Origin of the sequence: Mycoplana sp. MJR14, from assembly GCF_029210525.1 — a bacterium.
Lineage (GTDB): Bacteria > Pseudomonadota > Alphaproteobacteria > Rhizobiales > Rhizobiaceae > Mycoplana.
The window spans coordinates 544,470-562,584 of sequence record NZ_JARGEO010000002.1; the positions used below are offsets into that span (position 1 = coordinate 544,470).

At 66.9% G+C, this 18,115-nt stretch carries 15 protein-coding genes and 1 riboswitch; of the genes, 8 read left to right on the top strand and 7 right to left on the bottom strand.

Annotated features, from left to right (window positions below):
• Window positions 1-70: 70 nt before the first annotated feature.
• On the bottom strand, window positions 71-1,168 hold the full coding sequence (locus P0086_RS06895) for a hybrid-cluster NAD(P)-dependent oxidoreductase (RefSeq protein WP_275783867.1): 1,098 nt from the start codon (window positions 1,166-1,168) through the stop codon (window positions 71-73).
• A 1-nt stretch (window position 1,169) separates the two neighbouring features.
• Entirely contained in the window at window positions 1,170-2,414 is a 1,245-nt protein-coding gene (locus P0086_RS06900; protein ID WP_275783870.1) for an aromatic ring-hydroxylating dioxygenase subunit alpha, read from the bottom strand.
• A 105-nt stretch (window positions 2,415-2,519) separates the two neighbouring features.
• A riboswitch (cobalamin riboswitch) is annotated at window positions 2,520-2,717 on the bottom strand.
• Window positions 2,718-3,102: 385 nt separating this feature from the next.
• Here P0086_RS06900 and P0086_RS06905 point away from each other — a divergent pair.
• Both P0086_RS06905 and P0086_RS06910 read left to right on the top strand, forming a co-directional pair.
• Window positions 3,103-4,794, top strand: a complete 1,692-nt coding sequence (locus P0086_RS06905; protein ID WP_275783872.1) for an arylsulfatase — start codon at window positions 3,103-3,105, stop codon at window positions 4,792-4,794.
• A gap of 145 nt (window positions 4,795-4,939) precedes the next feature.
• Window positions 4,940-5,551, top strand: a complete 612-nt coding sequence (locus tag P0086_RS06910; RefSeq protein WP_275783875.1) for a DUF6656 family protein — start codon at window positions 4,940-4,942, stop codon at window positions 5,549-5,551.
• Window positions 5,552-5,571: 20 nt separating this feature from the next.
• On the opposite strand, the gene P0086_RS06915 is transcribed toward P0086_RS06910, so the two are convergent.
• The 3 genes from P0086_RS06915 to P0086_RS06925 form a co-directional block, all read right to left on the bottom strand.
• Complete coding sequence (locus tag P0086_RS06915; protein ID WP_112606288.1) at window positions 5,572-6,609, bottom strand: MBL fold metallo-hydrolase; 1,038 nt, start codon at window positions 6,607-6,609, stop codon at window positions 5,572-5,574.
• Between the two features lie 45 nt (window positions 6,610-6,654).
• Window positions 6,655-7,317 (bottom strand): peroxiredoxin, encoded by a 663-nt coding sequence (locus tag P0086_RS06920; protein WP_275783878.1) that lies wholly within the window; start codon window positions 7,315-7,317, stop codon window positions 6,655-6,657.
• Between the two features lie 180 nt (window positions 7,318-7,497).
• Window positions 7,498-8,565 (bottom strand): GGDEF domain-containing protein, encoded by a 1,068-nt coding sequence (locus P0086_RS06925; RefSeq protein WP_275783881.1) that lies wholly within the window; start codon window positions 8,563-8,565, stop codon window positions 7,498-7,500.
• Window positions 8,566-8,749: 184 nt separating this feature from the next.
• Here P0086_RS06925 and P0086_RS06930 point away from each other — a divergent pair, with 184 nt between their 5' ends.
• Window positions 8,750-9,724, top strand: a complete 975-nt coding sequence (locus P0086_RS06930) for an L-threonylcarbamoyladenylate synthase (RefSeq protein ID WP_275784429.1) — start codon at window positions 8,750-8,752, stop codon at window positions 9,722-9,724.
• A gap of 15 nt (window positions 9,725-9,739) precedes the next feature.
• The gene (locus tag P0086_RS06935; protein ID WP_275783884.1) at window positions 9,740-11,188 is read left to right on the top strand and encodes an FAD-binding oxidoreductase; all 1,449 of its coding nucleotides are present in this window, start codon (window positions 9,740-9,742) and stop codon (window positions 11,186-11,188) included.
• Window positions 11,189-11,218: 30 nt separating this feature from the next.
• Here P0086_RS06935 and P0086_RS06940 read toward each other — a convergent pair whose 3' ends face one another.
• Window positions 11,219-13,525 (bottom strand): DUF1217 domain-containing protein, encoded by a 2,307-nt coding sequence (locus tag P0086_RS06940; RefSeq protein ID WP_112606297.1) that lies wholly within the window; start codon window positions 13,523-13,525, stop codon window positions 11,219-11,221.
• Window positions 13,526-13,814: 289 nt separating this feature from the next.
• On the opposite strand from P0086_RS06940, the gene P0086_RS06945 reads away from it, so the two are divergent.
• A complete protein-coding gene (locus P0086_RS06945) occupies window positions 13,815-14,381 on the top strand; it encodes a DUF6101 family protein (RefSeq protein ID WP_112599284.1) in 567 nt (188 codons plus the stop codon).
• Between the two features lie 82 nt (window positions 14,382-14,463).
• Here the strand turns inward: P0086_RS06945 and ubiA are convergent, their stop codons facing one another.
• Entirely contained in the window at window positions 14,464-15,387 is a 924-nt protein-coding gene (gene ubiA / locus P0086_RS06950) for a 4-hydroxybenzoate octaprenyltransferase (protein ID WP_275783889.1), read from the bottom strand.
• Window positions 15,388-15,611: 224 nt separating this feature from the next.
• On the opposite strand from ubiA, the gene P0086_RS06955 reads away from it, so the two are divergent.
• From P0086_RS06955 to P0086_RS06965, 3 genes are all read left to right on the top strand, one after another.
• Window positions 15,612-15,854: a hypothetical protein gene (locus P0086_RS06955; RefSeq protein ID WP_112600596.1), complete on the top strand. Its 243-nt coding sequence runs from the start codon at window positions 15,612-15,614 to the stop codon at window positions 15,852-15,854.
• Window positions 15,855-15,994: 140 nt separating this feature from the next.
• A complete protein-coding gene (gene purD / locus P0086_RS06960) occupies window positions 15,995-17,266 on the top strand; it encodes a phosphoribosylamine--glycine ligase (protein ID WP_275783894.1) in 1,272 nt (423 codons plus the stop codon).
• A 198-nt stretch (window positions 17,267-17,464) separates the two neighbouring features.
• Window positions 17,465-17,929: a plant virulence effector HPE1-like domain-containing protein gene (locus tag P0086_RS06965; protein WP_275783897.1), complete on the top strand. Its 465-nt coding sequence runs from the start codon at window positions 17,465-17,467 to the stop codon at window positions 17,927-17,929.
• Window positions 17,930-18,115: the final 186 nt, after the last annotated feature.

Here is an 18,115-nt window from a genome sequence, read left to right on the forward strand (position 1 = left end):
GTCCGGCATGACGGGGTCCCGGGTGGCGGGAAAGCGACAACGGCGCCGCCCGCCCGCCATTGATACGGCCTCAAGCCTCGATCTGCACGTCGCCGATCGGGCGGGAGCAGCAGGCGAGGATGTAGCCTTCGGCGATCTCGTCGTCGAGGATGCCGCCGTTGTGGTTCATCTCGACTTCGCCGGAGACCTTCATGACGCGGCAGGTGCCGCAGAGGCCGCCCTCGCAGGCAGCCCCGATGCGCACGCCGGCGGAACGGGCGGTCTGCAGGATGGTCTGGCCGGGCGGGCAGGACGCCTCCTTGCCGGCCATGGTGAAGGTGACGGTGGCGACGGCTGCGGCATCCGCCTCGCCGGGGCCGGCGCGCACGGCGAGCTCCTCGGCGGCCGGGGCTGCGGCCGGCTGGAAGCTCTCCTCGTGGTAGCGGGCCATGTCGAAGCCGCAGACCTTGAGCATGTCGCGCACGCCGCGCATGAACGGCTCCGGACCGCAGCAGAAGACGGTGCGGTCGCGGAAGTCCGGGGCCAGCAGCGCAAGCCGCGCGCCGTCGATGCGGCCGCGCAGGCCGTGCCAGCCGTCGCGCGGATTGCGGCCTTCGACGACGAAGCCGAGCGCCAGGTTCGGCATCTGCGCCGACAGGCATTCGAGCTCGTTGCGAAACAGGATGTCGTCCGGGGTGCGCGCGCAGGAGACGAAGGCAACGTCGGTCTGCGGCGCGCAATCGGCCATCCAGCGCGTCATCGACATCATCGGCGTGACGCCCGAGCCGGCGGAGATGAACAGGTACTTCTCCCCCGGATGGCGGACGAAGGAGAAGTCGCCGAGCGGACCGAAGGCCTTCAGCTGCATGCCGGGCTTCAGGTGATCGAACATCCAGCGGGTGCCGATGCTGTCCTTCTGCGCCTTGACGGTGACGGCCACCGAAAACGGCCGCGACGGGGTCGAGGACAGCGTATAGGTGCGCATCACCGGATCGTCCGGCGTCACCGGCAGCTCCAGCGTCACGAACTGGCCGGGCAGGTAGCGGAACCAGTTCTCGCGGTCGGAGCGGAAGGTGAAGGTCATCACGTCGGCCGTCTCGGCCGTGACCGCGATGCACTCCAGCAGGTGCTGGCGGTCGTTCCAGGGCTGGAGCTCGTCGAAGTGCCGGAACTGGCTTGCGATCGTCATCTTAGGCCACCCGGATCAGAGGCTGCTTGTCGCCCTGCAGGCGCTGCTCCATGAAGGTGCAGTACCATTCGACGAACTGCATCACGCCGCCCTCGTCGACCGGCGAATAGGGGCCGGGCTCGTAGGCGGGCGAGCGGATGCCGAAGGCGTTCTCCTCGACGATCCGGCGGTCCTGGTCGTTGGTCTCGGTCCAGACGTGGGTCAGTTCGTCGAGCGAATAGTCCACGCCCTCGACGGCGTCCTTGTTGACGAGCCACTTGGTCGTCACCTGCGTCAGCTCGGGGCCGAGCGGCAGGACGCGGAAGGTGATGGCATGGTCGGCCAGCACATGGTTCCAGGTCGTCGGGTAGTGGAACATCAGAAGCGTGCCGATGTGGCTCTCCTGCACGTCGCCGGACAGCGGCCGGCGGACGGCGCGGGCACCCGACATGGTGTAGCTCTCGGCATCGTCGATCAGCGGCATGCGGGCGAGGCGGAACTGGCCGGAGGGCGACATGCGGAACTCGCTCGGCAGGCCGGAGGCCTCGCATTTCGCCCAGTGGGCGGCGATCACCGGATCGTCCTTGGCGCCCTGCACGCCGGTGGCGCTCGGCGCCTCGGGATAGGTGCGGCAGAGCTCGGGATGGTTGGCCGCGCAGTGATAGCACTCGCGGTTGTTCTCCCAGACGAGCTTCCAGTTGCCCTTCTCGACGATGGTGCTCTCGAAGGCGACCTTGGTCTCGCCGAGGCGATGGCGGACGAGATAGGGCTCGGCGAGTTCCCGATAGGGCGCGAAGTCCGGCGCCTCGTCGGCGAGGCAGATGAAGATGTAGCCGCCGACCGTCTCGCAATGGACGGGTTTCAGGCCGTGCTGGCTCTTGTCGAAGTCTTCGGCCATGTGGCGGGCGAAGAGCAGCGTGCCGTCGAGCTCGTAGGTCCACTGGTGGTAGGGACAGACGAGCTTGGCGGACGCCCCCTTGTGCTGGGTGCAGACGCGCGAACCGCGGTGGCGACAGGAATTGTGCAGCGCGCGGATGACGCCCTGGCGGTCGCGGGTGACGACGAGCGGGTAGTCGCCGACCTGCAGGGTGAAGTAGTTGCCGGCCCGCGGGATCTCGCAGTCGTGGCCGACGAACAGCCAGTCGCGATACCAGATCGTCTCCAGATCGAGCTTGTAGTGGTCCTGGTCGATGTAGAACGCCTGATCGAGGCTGTAGCCCTCGCGCCGGTTCCTGATCTTGCGAAGTACGTCGCTGCGAATGTCCATTGCCGCTTCCTCAAAAAGCATTTGCTCGTCCGAAGCGGGCATGGGCAGTCGCGACCGTCGTGAAGACACGACTTCGCAGCGCCCCGGCTGCCCGCCGCAGCCAGTCACGTCATCTCTCTCCAAGGCTGGTTTCCGGGCTCGGGAGATGTCCTCTGCGGACCGCGCGGCGCCTTCCCGGACTTCTCCAGTGGCCTTTTGCCGCGATTTCTTCCCTTACCGTTGCGGGGGCAGCTCCGGATTTTCACCGGCTTCCCAATTATCCGCCCTCCCTAAAGAGGCAGCACCTTGAGCCTCTTCATCTAAGCGGAAAGGCGGGACGCCGTGCCGCTCAATTGCGACGTCGCCTTCCGCTTTGGCGACAGTGCGCGTCTTGCGATGCACAATGAAATAACGTTTTTATTTCAAATATTTGCCTCATCGGAAACCATCAGCAGATCAACAAATGTGCGACAAGACCGCAAAAGAGGCAGATAGTCTCTTTGCGTCACAACCGCGACCAGGTCGGGATCGGCCAGGCACCTCGGCAAGTGCAACCGGAACCGTTTCGTGGTAGCGTGACGTCGCGCGGCCTACCCGCGCCGGACCTCGGCGGAGGGCGGGGCCCCGCACCTCCGCGCATAATCGCCTCTGTGGCGACAACCAGCATATCCTCAGCAGCAAATGTCGACCTGTCACGGGAGGGTGAGCCATGGCCACCGATAGCGCATGTGACGACAGCAGCCGCACGCATGAAGGCAGCGAACCGGCCCTGAGCCGACGGAGCCTGCTTCTGGCAGGAACCGCGCTCGCCGCCGCCTCGACACTCGGCGGAACCGGGTCGCCGGCCCAGGCCCAGACCCAGACGCAGACCCAGACGCAGCCGGCTGCGCCGGCGAGCGGCAGGCCGCCGAACATCCTCGTCATCTGGGGCGACGACATCGGCATCTGGAACATCTCCGCCAACAGCCGCGGGATGATGGGCTACAGGACGCCCAATATCGACCGGATCGCCGCGGAGGGCCTGTCGTTTTCCGACTACTACGGCCAGCAGAGCTGCACCGCCGGACGCGCCGCCTTCCTCGGCGGCAACGTGCCGGTGCGCACGGGGATGACCAAGGTCGGCCTGCCCGGCGCGGCGCAGGGCTGGCAAATGACCGACGTGACCGTCGCCACCGTGCTCAAGGCGCAGGGTTATGCGACCGGACAGTTCGGCAAGAACCATCAGGGCGACCGCGACGAACACCTGCCGACGATGCACGGCTTCGACGAGTTCCTCGGCAACCTCTATCACCTCAATGCCGAGGAGGAGCCGGAGAACCGCGACTATCCGCGCGACCGGGTCCTGGCCAACGGCAAGACCTTCCTCGAGCAGTTCGGCCCGCGCGGCGTTCTGCACAGCTGGGCCAATCCCGACGGCACGCAGAAGATCGAGAACACCGGGCCGCTGACGAAGAAGCGGATGGAGACGATCGACGAGGAGACGCTGGCCGCCGCCAAGGACTTCATCACCCGGCAGAACCAGGCGGGGAAGCCCTTCTTCTGCTGGTGGAACGGCACACGGATGCATTTCCGTACCCATGTGAAGGAGCAGAACAAGGGGATCTCCGGGCCGAGCGGCGACGAGTACCATGACGGCATGGTCGAGCACGACATGCATGTCGGCGAACTCCTGAAGCTGCTCGACGACCTCGGCATCGCGCAGGACACGGTGGTGCTCTATTCCACCGACAACGGCCCGCACTACAACACCTGGCCCGACGCCGGCACGACGCCGTTCCGCAGCGAGAAGAACTCCAACTGGGAGGGGGCCTACCGCGTGCCGGCCTTCGCCCGCTGGCCGGGCCGGTTCCCGGCCGGAGAGACCCTGAACGGCATCGTCGCGCACGAGGACTGGCTGCCGACCTTCGCCGCGATCGCCGGCGATCCGGACATCAAGACGAAGCTCGCCAACACCGTCGAGCTCAATGGCCGCAGCTACCGCAACTACATCGACGGCTACAACCAGCTCGACTACCTGAGCGGCAAGGCCGACCAGTCGCCGCGGCACGAATTCTGGTACGTCAACGACGACGGGCAGGTCGTGGCGGCGCGCTACGACGACTGGAAGGCAGTGTTCCTGGAGAACCGCGGCCAGGCCTTCGGCGTCTGGCGCGAGCCGTTCACCGAACTGCGCGTGCCGCTGCTCTTCAATCTCAGGCGCGACCCGTTCGAGAAGGCGCAGCACAACTCCAACACCTACAACGACTGGTTCCTCGACCGCGTCTTCGTGATCGTGCCGATCCAGGGCATGGCGGCGCAGTTCCTGCAGACGATGAAGGACTATCCGCCGAGCCAGTCGCCGGGATCGTTCAACCTCAGCAAGATCGAGGCGCAACTGCGCGCATCGGGCGGCGGCGACTGATCGCTGCGGCCAGCGGATCCGGCCGCCGCGCGGCGGCCGGATTTCCGGCCGGTCAATCCGCAGGCCTGTGCTGCGGCGTAAGGGCGGCGTTAACCATAAGCGGGCATCATCCGGGCCAGACCGCCCTGCCCTCCGGAGCCCCGCCGTGCTGCCCACTCCCGCCCCGAAATTCAGATACTACGACGCCGTCGCCTACAAGCGGGCGCAGCGCGGCCGCTCGGTCGCCTACACGGACTTCCTGAGGACGGGGAAGCTGGAGCGGCGCGAGTGGAACGAGACGGAGAAGCGCTACCTCACCTATCGCGAGGTGGCCGAGGCCACCGGCCGCAGGCTGGAGCAGGCCGGCACGGTCACGCACGAGCGCATCAACGGCTTCCACCGCTCGATCCGCTTTCCGAAGCTGATCTTCCACCGCACGCTGGCCACGATGCCGCATCTCGGCTACTGCCACGTCACCGTGTCGAACTCCCGCCTGCCGCAGCACGAGGACGTGCAGTGGTCCTTCTACATGGCGAACTTCTATTCGGAGATCGGCGACGGGGAGCGCTTCTTCGCCGGCATCAGCCCGAAGTTCAAGCGCATGTACTTCGCCGTCGCCATCCGCCCGGCGGAGGCCGAGGGCCGGCTGGAGATCGACCGCAAGGTCGGCGAGGACGGCGTCCTCTTCCATACCCACGACCCGAAGGAAGCGATGAAGAACGTGCTCCTGCTCGGCGCCCGCAACGAGGAGCTGCGCAAGATCATCCGGGCGATCTGAGCCGGCATCGTTCCCGCGTCTCAGCGGACGATCGGGCCATCCGCCTTCTTCCAGGCGGCAATGCCGCCCTCGATGTGGCAGGCGCCGAGAAGACCGGCCGCCTGCGCCGCCTCCACCGCCATCGCCGAACGTTCGCCATAGGCGCAGTAGAAGACGATCCGCTTGCCGGTGGCGGCGGCGAGCTCGTGCAGGATGCCGCCCTCGCCGATGTTCTCCGTCAGGTCGGCATAGGGGGCGTGCAGCGCGCCGGGGATGCTGCCGTGCTTGTCGCGCTCGCTCTTCTCGCGCAGGTCGACGAGGGCGATGCCGGCATTGCCGTGCAGCGCCATCGCCTCCTTTGCGGTCAGCGCCCAGCCGCGGCGCGCGATCTCGTCCTGATGCAGGCCGACGCGGATGTTGGCGGGCACGGCCACGTCCATCATCTTCGGGTTCGGCAGGTTCAGGTTGTTCATCAGCTCGACATATTCGTCGACCGAGCCGACGCGCAGGCGCGGATTGAAATGCTTCTCCTCGCCGATGGTCGAGACGGTGTCGCCCTTGTAGTCGTGGGCGGGATAGACCAGCGTCTCGTCGGGCAACCGCAGGAGCTTGTTGAAGATCGAATCGTATTGCTGCCTCGGGTCGCCGTTCTGGAAGTCGGTGCGCCCGGTGCCGCGGATCAAGAGCGTGTCGCCGGTGAAGACCCGGCCGTCCATCAGGAAGGAATAGCTGTCGTCCGTGTGCCCGGGCGTATAGAGGACGTCGAGGCTCAAGCCCTCGATCGCGACCCGGTCGCCTTCGGCAACCCGCATCGACACCACGTCGGCGGCGGTCTGCTCGCCCATGACGGTGATGCAGTGGGTGCGGTCGCGAAGGGCGCCGAGGCCGGTGACGTGATCGGCATGAAGGTGGGTATCGACCGCCTTGACGAGCTTCAGGTCGAGTTCCTCGACGAGCTTCAGGTAGCGGTCGACCTTTTCCAGCACGGGGTCGATGATGAGGGCCTCACCGCCGCGTCGGCTGGCGATGAGGTAGGTGTAGGTGCCGGAAACGCTGTCGAAAAGCTGGCGAAAGATCATCGGTCTCTCCAATCGACATGCGTGCCTATCGGAAGCCGGTCTTCGTTATTTCCCCGGCTGCGGCACGATCCGGATATAGGGCTTGGGCGCACGCCAGCCGTCCGGATACTGCTTGCGGGCGTCCTCGTCGGACACGGAGCCGGCGATGATCACATCCTCGCCGTTCTTCCAGTTGACCGGGGTGGCGACCTTGTGCCTGGCGGTCAGCTGCAGGCTGTCGATGACGCGCAGGACCTCGTCGAAGTTGCGACCGGTGGTCATCGGATAGACGAGGATCAGCTTGATCTTCTTGTCGGGGCCGATGACGAAGACGTTGCGCACGGTCTGGTTGTCGGCCGGCGTGCGCACGGTCGGATCGCCGGAGACGGAGGCCGGCAGCATGCCGTAGGCCTTCGAGACGGCGAAATCCACGTCGGCGATCATCGGGAAGTTGGGCGCATGGCCCTGCGTCTCCTCGATGTCGCTCGCCCAGCCGGAATGGCGGTCGAGCGGATCGACCGACAGGCCGATGATCTTGACGCCGCGGCGGTCGAATTCCGGCTTGATGCGGGCCATGTAACCGAGTTCGGTGGTGCAGACGGGCGTGAAGTCCTTCGGATGGGAGAAGAGCACCGCCCAGCTGTCGCCGATCCAGTCATGGAACTGGATGGGACCGTCCGTCGTTTCCGCCCTGAAATCGGGCGCCAGGTCGTTGATTGCAAGTGTCACGGCAACCTCCTCTCGTTCGCGGCGGCCACCCGGGCGCGCCAGGAAAGACGCGCGCGACTGCGGGATGACCGCGTTCATCCGGGCAGGATCATTGTCACCAAATCTGACGATAGGCAATGTTAAATTGACGGCCCGCCCGACAACCATGGCGGGTCCGCAAGCTGCCTGTGGCGGGGCGGCTCAACCGGCCCTGTAGAGCATCCAGTCCTTGCCCTCGCCGCCGCCCTCGCTGTCGCGGTGGACGACGATGCGGTTGCCGCCGGCGGCCAGCGCCTGCTGCAGCGCCTTCTCGGCCAGGTTGACGAAGTCGAAGGCGTTTCCGGCCGAGCCCACCATGCAGACGCCGGCGGAAAAGGTCAGGCTGCCGAGGCTGCGCATGGTCTCGGGATGCTTCAGCGTCGCGGCGGCAAAGGCGGTGCGCAGCAGCGTCAGCAGCCGGCCGACCTCGACCTCCTCGACGGTGTGGAACAGGAAGCCGAAGCGGAAGCCGTCGAAGCGGCAGACGACATCGGTGGACGGCGTCGTGCGCTTGATCAGGGCGCCGTAGTGGCGGATCAGGTAGTCGTTCAGCGCCTCGACCTGGACCGGGGAGAAGCGCTTGCCGACATCGATCTCGACGACGGCCAGCGAGCAGGAAAGCGGCATGTCCACGTTCGCATAGACCTTGGCGACGGCCTTGTTGAACGCGCGGCGATTGCCGAGCCCGGTCGCGGCATCGGTGAACTTGGCGGCCTCGAAGGTGGCGAGATCGCGCTGGATGGCGTCCATGTTCTCTGACTGGGTGGCGACCCGCGCCTCCATCGCGGCATTGCGGGTGAACTGGCGTTCGGTCGCCTGCCGCAACCGCTCGATCGAGCTGCCGAGGGCGGTCTGGGCAGCCCCCTGGTCGGTGGAGAAGATCGCCTGCGAGGCCTCGCCGATCAGGCGGCCGTAGTCGCTGAGCGAGGTCTTCTCCTCCTGCAGCAGCACCATGAAGTTGCTCATTTCGTCGCGGACCGCACCGGCGGAGCGCTGCAGCACGGCTTCCTCGTGATGATGCGGGAGATACTTGCGGCCGAGTTCGTCCAGGGCGGCCTGGGTCTTGAACTTTCCGAGCGCGATGAACTCCCGCACCAGCTCCGGATTGGCGCCCGCATAGGCCTCGTAGACGAGCTCGTAGTTTCGCGGCAGACCGTCGATGCCCATCTGCTGCATGGCGGATGCGACGCGCAAGGCGATGTCGTTGGTCGAGGATCTCTTCTGGTTCATGTGTTCAGGCCCCACCCATCGTTTCCCCCCTTCTATCAGCGATCGGTTACGAACCATCTAACGCGGCAGCATATCAGGTGCACCCGGCGCGAATTCGACACGCAGGGCGTGCGGCGCTCATTCGCCCTTGGCAGGCACCGGCCAAAGGCGCTAAAGCGGGCCGGAAACGGCGCAGATGGACGAGATGGCAGAGATAGTCGATACGGTCGCGGATGCGGACCACGCCCTTGAGCGGGCGACCGAAGTGCTCGGCCGCGGCCTTCCCGTGGCGATCCCCACGGAAACCGTCTACGGGCTCGCCGCCGATGCGACCAATCCCGAGGCGATCGCGCGCATCTACGAGACGAAGGGCCGGCCGCGCTTCAACCCGCTGATCTGTCACGTCGCCGACCTTGAGATGGCCGAGCGCCACGCCGTCTTCGATCCGGTCTCGCGCAAGCTGGCCGAGGCGTTCTGGCCCGGGCCGCTGACGCTGGTCCTGCCCGTGCGGCCGGATACGCCGATCCATCCGCTGGCGCGCGCCGGGCTCGATACGGTCGGCATCCGCGTGCCGGCCGGCTTCGCCGGGCGGCTCCTGAAAGCGTTCGACCGGCCGCTCGCAGCACCCAGCGCCAATACGTCCGGGCGGATCAGCCCGACGCGCGCCGACCATGTCGAGGCCGACCTCGGCGGCGCGATCGAACTGATCCTCGACGCCGGCCCGGCCCGCGTCGGGGTCGAATCCACGATCGTCAAGGTCGTCGACGGGGCGATCCACCTCCTGCGCCCCGGCGGGCTCGAGGCGGGCGACATCGAGGCGCTGACCGGTCGCCCGGTCATCCGGCCGAGTGCGGCAGGGGCCACGATCGAGGCCCCCGGCATGCTCGCCTCGCACTATGCCCCCGACGCCGGCGTGCGCCTGAACGCGCGCGACGTCGCCCCCGGCGAGGCGCTGATCCGCTTTGGCGGCACGGCGCTGCCCGGCGAGGACAAGGCCGCGATCGTGCTCGACCTCAGCCCCGGCGGCGACCTGCGCGAGGCGGCGGCCAACCTGTTCGGCTACATGCAGCAGGCCGACGCGACCGGCGCCCGCTCGATCGCCTTTGCGCCGATTCCCGCGACAGGGCTCGGCGAAGCCATCAACGACAGGCTGGAACGGGCCGCCGCGCCGCGAAGCTGAAGCAGGAGTTGCAGCATGTCCATTTCCGCCCCCGCAGCCGGCCTCGGCGCTGACCTCATCGCCCGCTTCGCCGCGATCACCGGTGCCGCCCATGCCCTGACCGACGATGCTGCGATTGCACCCTATCTGGTGGAATCGCGCGGGCTCTATCACGGCACGACGCCTCTCGTCCTGCGGCCCGGCAGCGTGGCGGAAGTCGCAGCGATCCTGAAACTTGCGAGCGAGACGAAGACGGCGATCGTGCCGCAGGGCGGCAATACCGGCCATGTCGCCGGGCAGATCCCGCGCGAGGGACGCGCCGACGTGGTGCTGTCGCTGTCGCGGCTCAACCGGATCCGCGACGTCGACCCGGTCGGAAACGTCATCGTCGCCGATGCCGGCTGCGTGCTCGCCGACATCCAGAAGGCGGCGGAAGCGGTCGACCGGCTGTTCCCGCTGTCGCTCGGCTCGGAGGGCAGCTGCCAGATCGGCGGCAACCTTTCCAGCAATGCCGGCGGCACGGCGGTGCTCGCCTATGGCAACACCCGCCAGCTCTGCCTCGGGCTCGAGGTGGTGCTGCCGACCGGCGAGATCTGGGACGGCCTGCGGCGGCTGAAGAAGGACAACACCGGCTACGACCTGCGCGATCTCTTCATCGGCGCGGAGGGCACGCTCGGGGTGATCACCGGCGCCGTGCTCAGGCTCGTGCCACGCCCGGCCGGCCACGAGGTCGCCTTTGCCGGCGTGCGCTCGGTCGAGGCGGCGCTCGCCCTGTTCGACAAGGCCTCGCAACGCTGCGGCGCCGCCCTCACCGGCTTCGAGCTGATGCCGCGGATCGGCATCGACTTCACCACCCGGCACATTCCGGGCGTCCGCGACCCGCTGTCGACCCGGCACGACTGGTATGCGCTGATCGACGTCTCCACCTCCGATTCCGCCGAGACGGCGCGGACGATGGTCGAGACGCTGCTTTCGGACGCGATGGAGGCGGACCTCGTCCAGGACGCGGTGATCGCCGCGAGCGAAGAGCAGCGCCGCGCGATCTGGCACATGCGCGAGAGCATGTCGCCGGCGCAGAAGCCGGAGGGCGGGTCGATCAAGCACGACGTGTCCGTTCCGGTCTCCAGCATTCCCGCCTTCATGGCCGAGGCGGATGCGGCGGTGATGGCGATGATCCCCGGCGCGCGGATCTGCTCCTTCGGCCACATGGGCGACGGCAACATCCACTACAACATCTCCCAGCCGGTCGGCGCCGACAAGCAGGCCTTCCTCGACCGCTGGCGGGAGGTCAACGCGGTGGTGCACGGGATCGTGCTGAGCCATGGCGGGTCGATCTCGGCCGAGCACGGCATCGGCCAATTGAAGCGGGACGAGCTGGCCGCGGTGCGCGCGCCGATCGAGATCGACCTGATGGCCCGCATCAAGCACGCCTTCGACCCGGCGGGCATCATGAACCCGGACAAGGTGCTGCGCGCGGGAGCCTGACCCCCGCGCGTCCAGCCGCAGGCGCCGGCGTCAGATGCCGCCGGTGCGCAGCTGCGCCAGGCTCAGGAGCGTGTCGGCGCTGATGCTCTGCGATCCGCCGGCGAGGATGGTGGCCGCGGACGACGTCTGGGTGTTGTTCTCCAGATCGTAGAGGACCGCGAAGCGGACGATCATCTTGCTGACATATTCCGGATCCTGCAGGTCCTCCAGGTCCATCTGGCGCGTGATCATCTCGGCCTGGGCGTCGATGTCGGCATTGCCCACCTCGTCGGAGATGCTGAAGCTCGTCTTGAAGACCTCGTAGAGGGCGTCGTCGGCGAGGATGTCGTAGGCGCTCGTGATCGTCGGCGCCTTGCGTTCGAAATAGAGCGCCAGCCGGACGCCGGGGTTCTTCACGCCCTCGTCGGTCTCGATCGACTGGCGGACATAGTTGTCGATCGTCTGGTAGATGCCACGACGGGACTGGATCGCCTTCTCCTCAGGCCGCTCGACGAGACCGTCGGCATTGAAATTGAACGAGGCGACCATGGCGCGGTACTTGCGCTCGGCCTGCTGGTTGGCGAAGCTCGTCGGGTCGTCGAGATCGGAGGCGAAGATCTGCTCCATGAAGCCTTCGGGCACCGTCTCCGGATCGATGCCGTTGGCGTGCAGAATGACGTTGACGAGCCGCTCGTCCGCCAGAAGCTCCTCCACCGACGAGATGGACTGCATCTGGGCGGCGTAGTAGCTCGCCTCCTCCTCCGCCTTCTCCTGGTCCTCGTCCGTTCCGAAGCGGGACATGGCGGTGACATAGGCGCGGGTGACCACCTGGATCTCCGCCTCGCTCTGGGCCAGGGTCGGCGGCTCGATATTGCCGTCGGCGTCAAAATTGAACGCTTTCGCCAGCTCGATGTAGCGCTCGTCGCCCAGGCGGTTGGCGTAGCTCTTCGGGTCGTTGAGGTCGCTGAGCAGCACCTGCTTGATGCGGTAGGTGGATTCGGTGTCGGGATCGAGGCCGAAGGCCTGCAGGGCCAGGTCGTAGACGTTCAGCGAGGAGAAGAAGTCGTCGACGGTCTCGATGGCGTTGGCCTCGATCTTGTAGCGGCTGATCAGCTTCTCGTCGGCCTCGTCGTCCTCGTCGTTGTAGCGGCTCATATAGGCCGACCCGGTGGACGAGGTCTGCGCCGCCGTCTGCGCGGTGTCGCCGGCCGCGAGCGTGCCGTCCGCCTGGAAGTTGAACGCCTTGTTCAGCGCGATGTAGCGCGGATCGTTGCCGCCGAACGTCTGGATGTAGCCGGCCGGATCGTCCGGATCGTCGGTCAGGATGTTCTTCAGCGTCGCATCGACGACGGTGACGTCGTTCAGGTCGAAGGCGGTGCGGATGTACTCCTCGATGCGGCTGTCGGCGAGCAATTCGTCCACGGTGGTGATGGAGGGGATCGCCCGCTCGAAATAGTCGCGGTTCAACAGCGCGCCCGCCGAGGTCATGCGCGGCCCCGAGATGATATAGGCCTCGTTGGTCGCGGCCTTCTGGTCGGCGGTCTGGGCCAGCGTGCCCGTCGGCAGCGTCCCGTCCTCGCTGAACTCGTATGCGGCGGCGAGCGCCAGGTAGTTGCTGGCGCTGACGATCTCCGTGTTCCAGCTGGTGATCTTCGCCTCCAGCGCCGCCTTTTCCGCCGCCGAGAGCGTGCCGCTGTTGATCTTGGTGCGGGCATCCGCGACCAGGCCGGACAACTCGGTGATGCGGGCGCCGAAGGTGGTGTTGACGTAGCTGTCGGGATCGTCGAGGTCGCTGGTCAGCGAATTGCGCACCATCTCCCGGGAATAGGTCTCGGGATCGATGTTGAAGGCGGTGAAGATGTAGTCCCGCATGCGGTCGTTGTTCAGCAGCTGGTCGACATTCGTCACGCTGTCGATGACGATGTTGTAGTAGCGCGTCTCCTCGGTCTGCACGTCGCCGAGATTGGCCATCGCGGCGGTGTAGAGGCCGATGATGTCGTCCATCTGCGCGTCCGACTGGGCAACCGCCGTCTCCTCCGCAAAGGAGAACGCCTGGGCGAACTCGCGGTAGCGCGTGTCCGTCAGGCGGTTGACGAAGCTGTTCTCGTCGGAGAGGTCGCTTTCCAGGACCTGCCGCATGAAGGCGGTGGCATAGGCCATGTCGTCGAGGCCGTAGGCCTTCATGGCATAGTTGAACAGGCGGTAGTCGCCGAGGAACTCGTCGACCGTCGAGACCTTGCCGATATTGTCGCGGTAGTACTGCGCCTCGCGCGCGTTGATGGTTTCCTCGGACTTCCTATTGAGCGTCGTCAGCATGTCTCGGGTGATGAGATTGTAGCTCGTATAGGTCGAAAGCATCCCGGAAATATCCCTTTGCATCGGCGCGGCGACGGAGAGGCCGCACGCGCGCGCATGTAACCTTTGCGATCATCGCAGGGGTCGCTTGCCCGGGGCTTTCGGGGCGGCGTTCACCAAACGGAAACCCTGCAGGACCGGCATTTTGCTAACCATCCGGCCGGGCAAAGCTTTCTTAACCGCGATTTTTAAGCCGGGCGGAACGGGCGGCGCCTAAGCTTCCCGACATAGAGGACGAAAAGTCCCGCGGAGAAGGGAAACCTGCTCTCAAGGAAGACAAGGGTGAAAGACAATGCTGAACACCGTTACCAAGCCGGCATGGGCCGGAAGCACGCTGAGACTCGATCCCAAGCGATTTCCCCAGCAGATCAGCTATGCGATGCGCAACACCACGGGTGACGTGACCATCACGCTGGACGAACGGGGCGCGGTGATGCGCAAGATCCTTCCCACGAGCGGCCTGCCGCTGTCGATCGCCCTGCCGGCGCGCGCCTTCAAGGGCGTTGCCGCCCGCGCCATCGACCACGGCAACGGCGAAGTCACCGTCACGCTCGAACTGCACCACGACGATCCGGAGCTGTGCATTCCGCTGCTCGTCGCCCACGACCTTTGCGACATCGCCGCCGACTGGCGGAGCTGGTCGGATGCCTACCGCATCCCGATGCTGATGGTGGAGGCCGACGGCGTGGCGCGTCCGCTGGAAATGCACCTCGGCAGCATTCCCGCCCGTCCGCCCCGGCAGCGGCGGCGCCATTCCTACTTCGCCGACCGGCGCCCGCGCTTCCTGGTGCGCCGCTCCACCGGCGATCTCGGCCTGATGATGCGGATCAACGGCGACGAGATCATCGCACGCAACTGACACTGCCGGCATAAAGGGGGCATCTGGGCACCCGGAATGCGACGAGGCCGCCCCTTTTCGGGCGGCCTTTTCGTTTGCGCGCTCAGGCGAAGGCGAGCGCCGCCAGCAGCCCGAGGAAGACGATCAGCCCGACGATGCCGTTGAACTTGAAGAGGGCGAGGCACTGCTCGCCGTCGTCGATGTCGATCGTGATGATCTGCCAGGCGAGCAGGGCGGCGGCGACGGCAAGGCCGGCATAGGCGAGGATGCCGGTGCCGGCGAGCGCGAAGGACAGGCCGATCAGGACGATGGCGAGGCCGTAGAGCGCGATGAGCCACCGGCGCGTGCGATCGCCGAACAGGCGGGCGGTCGAACGCACCCCGATCAGCGCGTCGTCCTCCTTGTCCTGATGGGCATAGATCGTGTCGTAGCCGATGGTCCAGACGACGGCGCCGGCATAGAGGGCGACGGGGGCGAGCGCCAGCGCGCCGAACTGCGCCGCCCAGCCCATCAGGGCGCCCCAGGAAAAGGCGAGCCCGAGGAAGAACTGCGGCCAGTCGGTGAACCGCTTGGCGAAGGGATAGACCGCCACGACCGCCAGCGAAGCGAGCGCCAGAACCACCGAAAAAGTGTTAAACTGCAGGAGTACGATCAAGCCGACGAGCGCCTGCAGCACGATGAAGAGCTTCGCCTGGCCGCGCGACACCCGGCCCGACGGCAGCGGCCGGGAGCGGGTGCGGGCGACCGCCCTGTCGATCTCGTGGTCGACGAGATCGTTGTAGGTGCAGCCGGCGCCGCGCATGGCAATCGAACCGATGACGAAGAGCAGAAGATGCCAGGCGAACTGCGAGAAGGAATAGGCCGCCTCGGCGCGCGCGACGATCGCCGCCAGCGCCGCCGACCAGAGGCAGGGCCACATCAGGAGCTGCCAGCCGATCGGCCGGTCCCAGCGGGCGAGCTGCGCATAGGGCCAAAGCGGGCGCGGCAGAACCCGATAGACCCAGTTGTCGGACGGCGCATCGGCCACACGGCCATTGTCGGGGCCCCCCGCGTTGGAGGGCCTCGTGTTGGAGGGTCCGGGACCGGAACGGCCGGAATCGGAAGGATTGGTGCTCATACCCCTTGGTTCGCAGCCTGCCGGCTCCGCGTCAAGCACCGATCCGGCACCGGTTCAACCGAAAGCCGCGGGCGTGCGGAACGAAACCGCCGCTGCGGCATTCCTGTCCCGGTTCAATGACGGGAGCGAATTTCATGAGTGCCAGCATGATGGAACTGAAGCTGAACGCCATCCGCTACGACGTCGGCCTCAGCCGCGGCGAGAAGATCGCCAAGCTCGAGCATCTGCGCAATGCCGCGAGCGCACTGAGGACGGCCGCCAGCACCAGCGCGCTGGCGCTCGAATACGGATGGTACGAGGAACTGCATCTCATCGACGAGGAACTGGCCGGCATGAGCGGCGGCAGCTACCAGGGCGCCACGATCACGTTTCGCTGAGAGCGGCCGCTCCGGGTCGGTCTTCCGGCCTTCGCCGGGACTTTGTCCCGAGGGCCGCCGTCGTCGCCCTTGACCTTTCGTCCCCGCCCGCTTAACCCGCGGGCACAGTTTGGCGGTTGCGGACGATGGGGGATCTGGCGATGAAGGTACTGTTGATCGGCGCGGGCGGACGCGAACACGCGCTCGCCTGGAAGCTCGCGCAGTCGCCGCTCGTCGAACAGCTGTTCGCCGCCCCCGGCAATCCCGGCATGGCGGAATGCGCACAACTCGTCCCCCTTGACGTCGAGGACCATGCGGCGGTTTCCGCCTTCTGCCGCGACAACGGCGTCGGCTTCGTCGTCGTCGGCCCCGAGGCGCCGCTGGTGGCCGGGCTTGCCGACCGGCTTCGCACAGACGGCATCGACGTCTTCGGCCCCTCGGCCGCGGCCGCCCAGCTCGAAGGCTCCAAGGGCTTCACCAAGGATCTCTGCGCCAAGTACGACATCCCGACCGGCGCCTACCGCCGCTTCACCGACGCCGCTTCGGCAAAGGCCTACGTGGGCGAACAGGGCGCGCCGATCGTCATCAAGGCGGACGGGCTTGCCGCCGGCAAGGGCGTGACGGTGGCGATGACCGTCGGCGAGGCGCTTTCGGCGATCGACGACTGCTTCGACGGCGCCTTCGGCGCGGCCGGCGCCGAGGTGGTGGTGGAGGCCTTCCTCGACGGCGAGGAGGCGAGTTTCTTCTGCCTCTGCGACGGCAAGAACGCGCTGCCGCTCGCCTCCGCCCAGGACCACAAGCGCGTCGGCGACGGCGACACCGGCCCGAACACCGGCGGCATGGGCGCCTATTCGCCGGCGCCGGTGATGACGGCGGAGATGGTCGAGCGGACGATGAAGGAGATCATCGAGCCGACGATCCGCGGCATGGCCGCCGACGGCCACCCCTTCTCCGGCGTGCTCTTCGCCGGGCTGATGATCACGAAGAAGGGCCCCGAACTGATCGAATACAACGTCCGCTTCGGCGATCCGGAATGCCAGGTGCTGATGATGCGGCTGAAAAGCGACCTGCTGCCGCTGCTGCATGCGGCGGCGACCGGCCGGCTCGACACGGTGACGGCGGAATGGAAGGACGAGACGGCGCTGACCGTCGTTCTCGCCTCGAAGGGCTATCCGGGCGCCTACGAGAAGAATACGCCGATCCGCTCCATCCCCGCCGACGGCGCGGCGACCAAGGTGTTTCATGCCGGCACAGCCCTGAAGGACGGGCAGCTCGTCGCAACCGGCGGGCGGGTGCTGAACGCCACCGCCGTGGCCCCGAGCGTGGCCGAGGCGCAGGCTGGCGCCTACGCGCTGGCCGACCGGGTGGAATGGGACAACGGCTTCTGCCGGCGCGATATCGGCTGGCGGGCGGTGGCGCGCGAGAAGGCCTGAGCGACAGCCGCGCGAAAATCGGCGTCTCATTCAATTTTTACCAATTCTCCTGACCGGAAGGTAACGGAAAACGCATAGTCTTTCCGTCGACCCTGGTGCATGACGTGCGCGCGAGGCCCTCCGGCTTTCACTCCGCCATGCACCGGACCCAAGCGGTGCCGCCGCCGGCCGGATGCGGCGCAACACGGAGAACAACGCATGCGCACCCTTCTGCCGACCCTTGCATTCGTGCTTCTTGCCGCACCCGCCATCGCATCCTCGATCGAGCCGATCGCCTCCGGCGGCACGGGCCGGGGCAGCGTCGCGACGATCTCCTGCGCGCAGTGCCCGCCGCTGAAGGAACACGAGCGGGAACGCTCCTACCTGGTGCCCGAGCTCGCGCCCGGCACGCAGAAGGTCGAGATCCGCGAAGTGGACGGCGAGCGCAAGATGTTCCGCAGCGAGGCCTGGTTCGGCGGCTCGCCGGTCGTCTTCGTCAGCAAGGCGCCCGAGCAGGCCGTGGCCGAGGCGCCGGCCGAGCCGGTGGCCGCCATCGACACCGCAGCCACGACCGGCGCGCTCGACGCCGGCGCGGCCGGGCGCACCGTGACGGCTGCCGCCGCCGCCGAGCCCGCCCCCTCACAGGAGCTTGATCCGTCGACATTTGAACTGCGGCTCAACTGATCCTATATTTCCCAAGTTCCCTGCCCCATCGGTCCCCCGCGGGCTGATCGGGCATCCGCCCTGCAAAGGCGCGGATGTCTTGCGCCCCTGAAGAGAAGCAGGGGCGCAAGCTCTTTTTGGCCACGTCGCGATCCTTTCGCATGTCCCTATCGCAAAACCGCTGCCCGCTCTTGCGCCACATGCTTC

What these genes read in the sequence shown, in the direction of transcription:
- P0086_RS06965 (WP_275783897.1), top strand. Translation starts at nt 17,465, where the DNA reads ATGCGCACCCTTCTGCCGACCCTTGCATTCGTGCTTCTTGCCGCACCC.
- P0086_RS06945 (WP_112599284.1), top strand. Translation starts at nt 13,815, where the DNA reads ATGCTGAACACCGTTACCAAGCCGGCATGGGCCGGAAGCACGCTGAGA.
- P0086_RS06905 (WP_275783872.1), top strand. Translation starts at nt 3,103, where the DNA reads ATGGCCACCGATAGCGCATGTGACGACAGCAGCCGCACGCATGAAGGC.
- purD (WP_275783894.1), top strand. Translation starts at nt 15,995, where the DNA reads ATGAAGGTACTGTTGATCGGCGCGGGCGGACGCGAACACGCGCTCGCC.
- P0086_RS06955 (WP_112600596.1), top strand. Translation starts at nt 15,612, where the DNA reads ATGAGTGCCAGCATGATGGAACTGAAGCTGAACGCCATCCGCTACGAC.
- P0086_RS06940 (WP_112606297.1), bottom strand. Translation starts at nt 13,525, where the DNA reads ATGCTTTCGACCTATACGAGCTACAATCTCATCACCCGAGACATGCTG.
- P0086_RS06930 (WP_275784429.1), top strand. Translation starts at nt 8,750, where the DNA reads ATGGCAGAGATAGTCGATACGGTCGCGGATGCGGACCACGCCCTTGAG.
- P0086_RS06925 (WP_275783881.1), bottom strand. Translation starts at nt 8,565, where the DNA reads ATGAACCAGAAGAGATCCTCGACCAACGACATCGCCTTGCGCGTCGCA.
- P0086_RS06895 (WP_275783867.1), bottom strand. Translation starts at nt 1,168, where the DNA reads ATGACGATCGCAAGCCAGTTCCGGCACTTCGACGAGCTCCAGCCCTGG.
- P0086_RS06935 (WP_275783884.1), top strand. Translation starts at nt 9,740, where the DNA reads ATGTCCATTTCCGCCCCCGCAGCCGGCCTCGGCGCTGACCTCATCGCC.
- P0086_RS06915 (WP_112606288.1), bottom strand. Translation starts at nt 6,609, where the DNA reads ATGATCTTTCGCCAGCTTTTCGACAGCGTTTCCGGCACCTACACCTAC.
- P0086_RS06900 (WP_275783870.1), bottom strand. Translation starts at nt 2,414, where the DNA reads ATGGACATTCGCAGCGACGTACTTCGCAAGATCAGGAACCGGCGCGAG.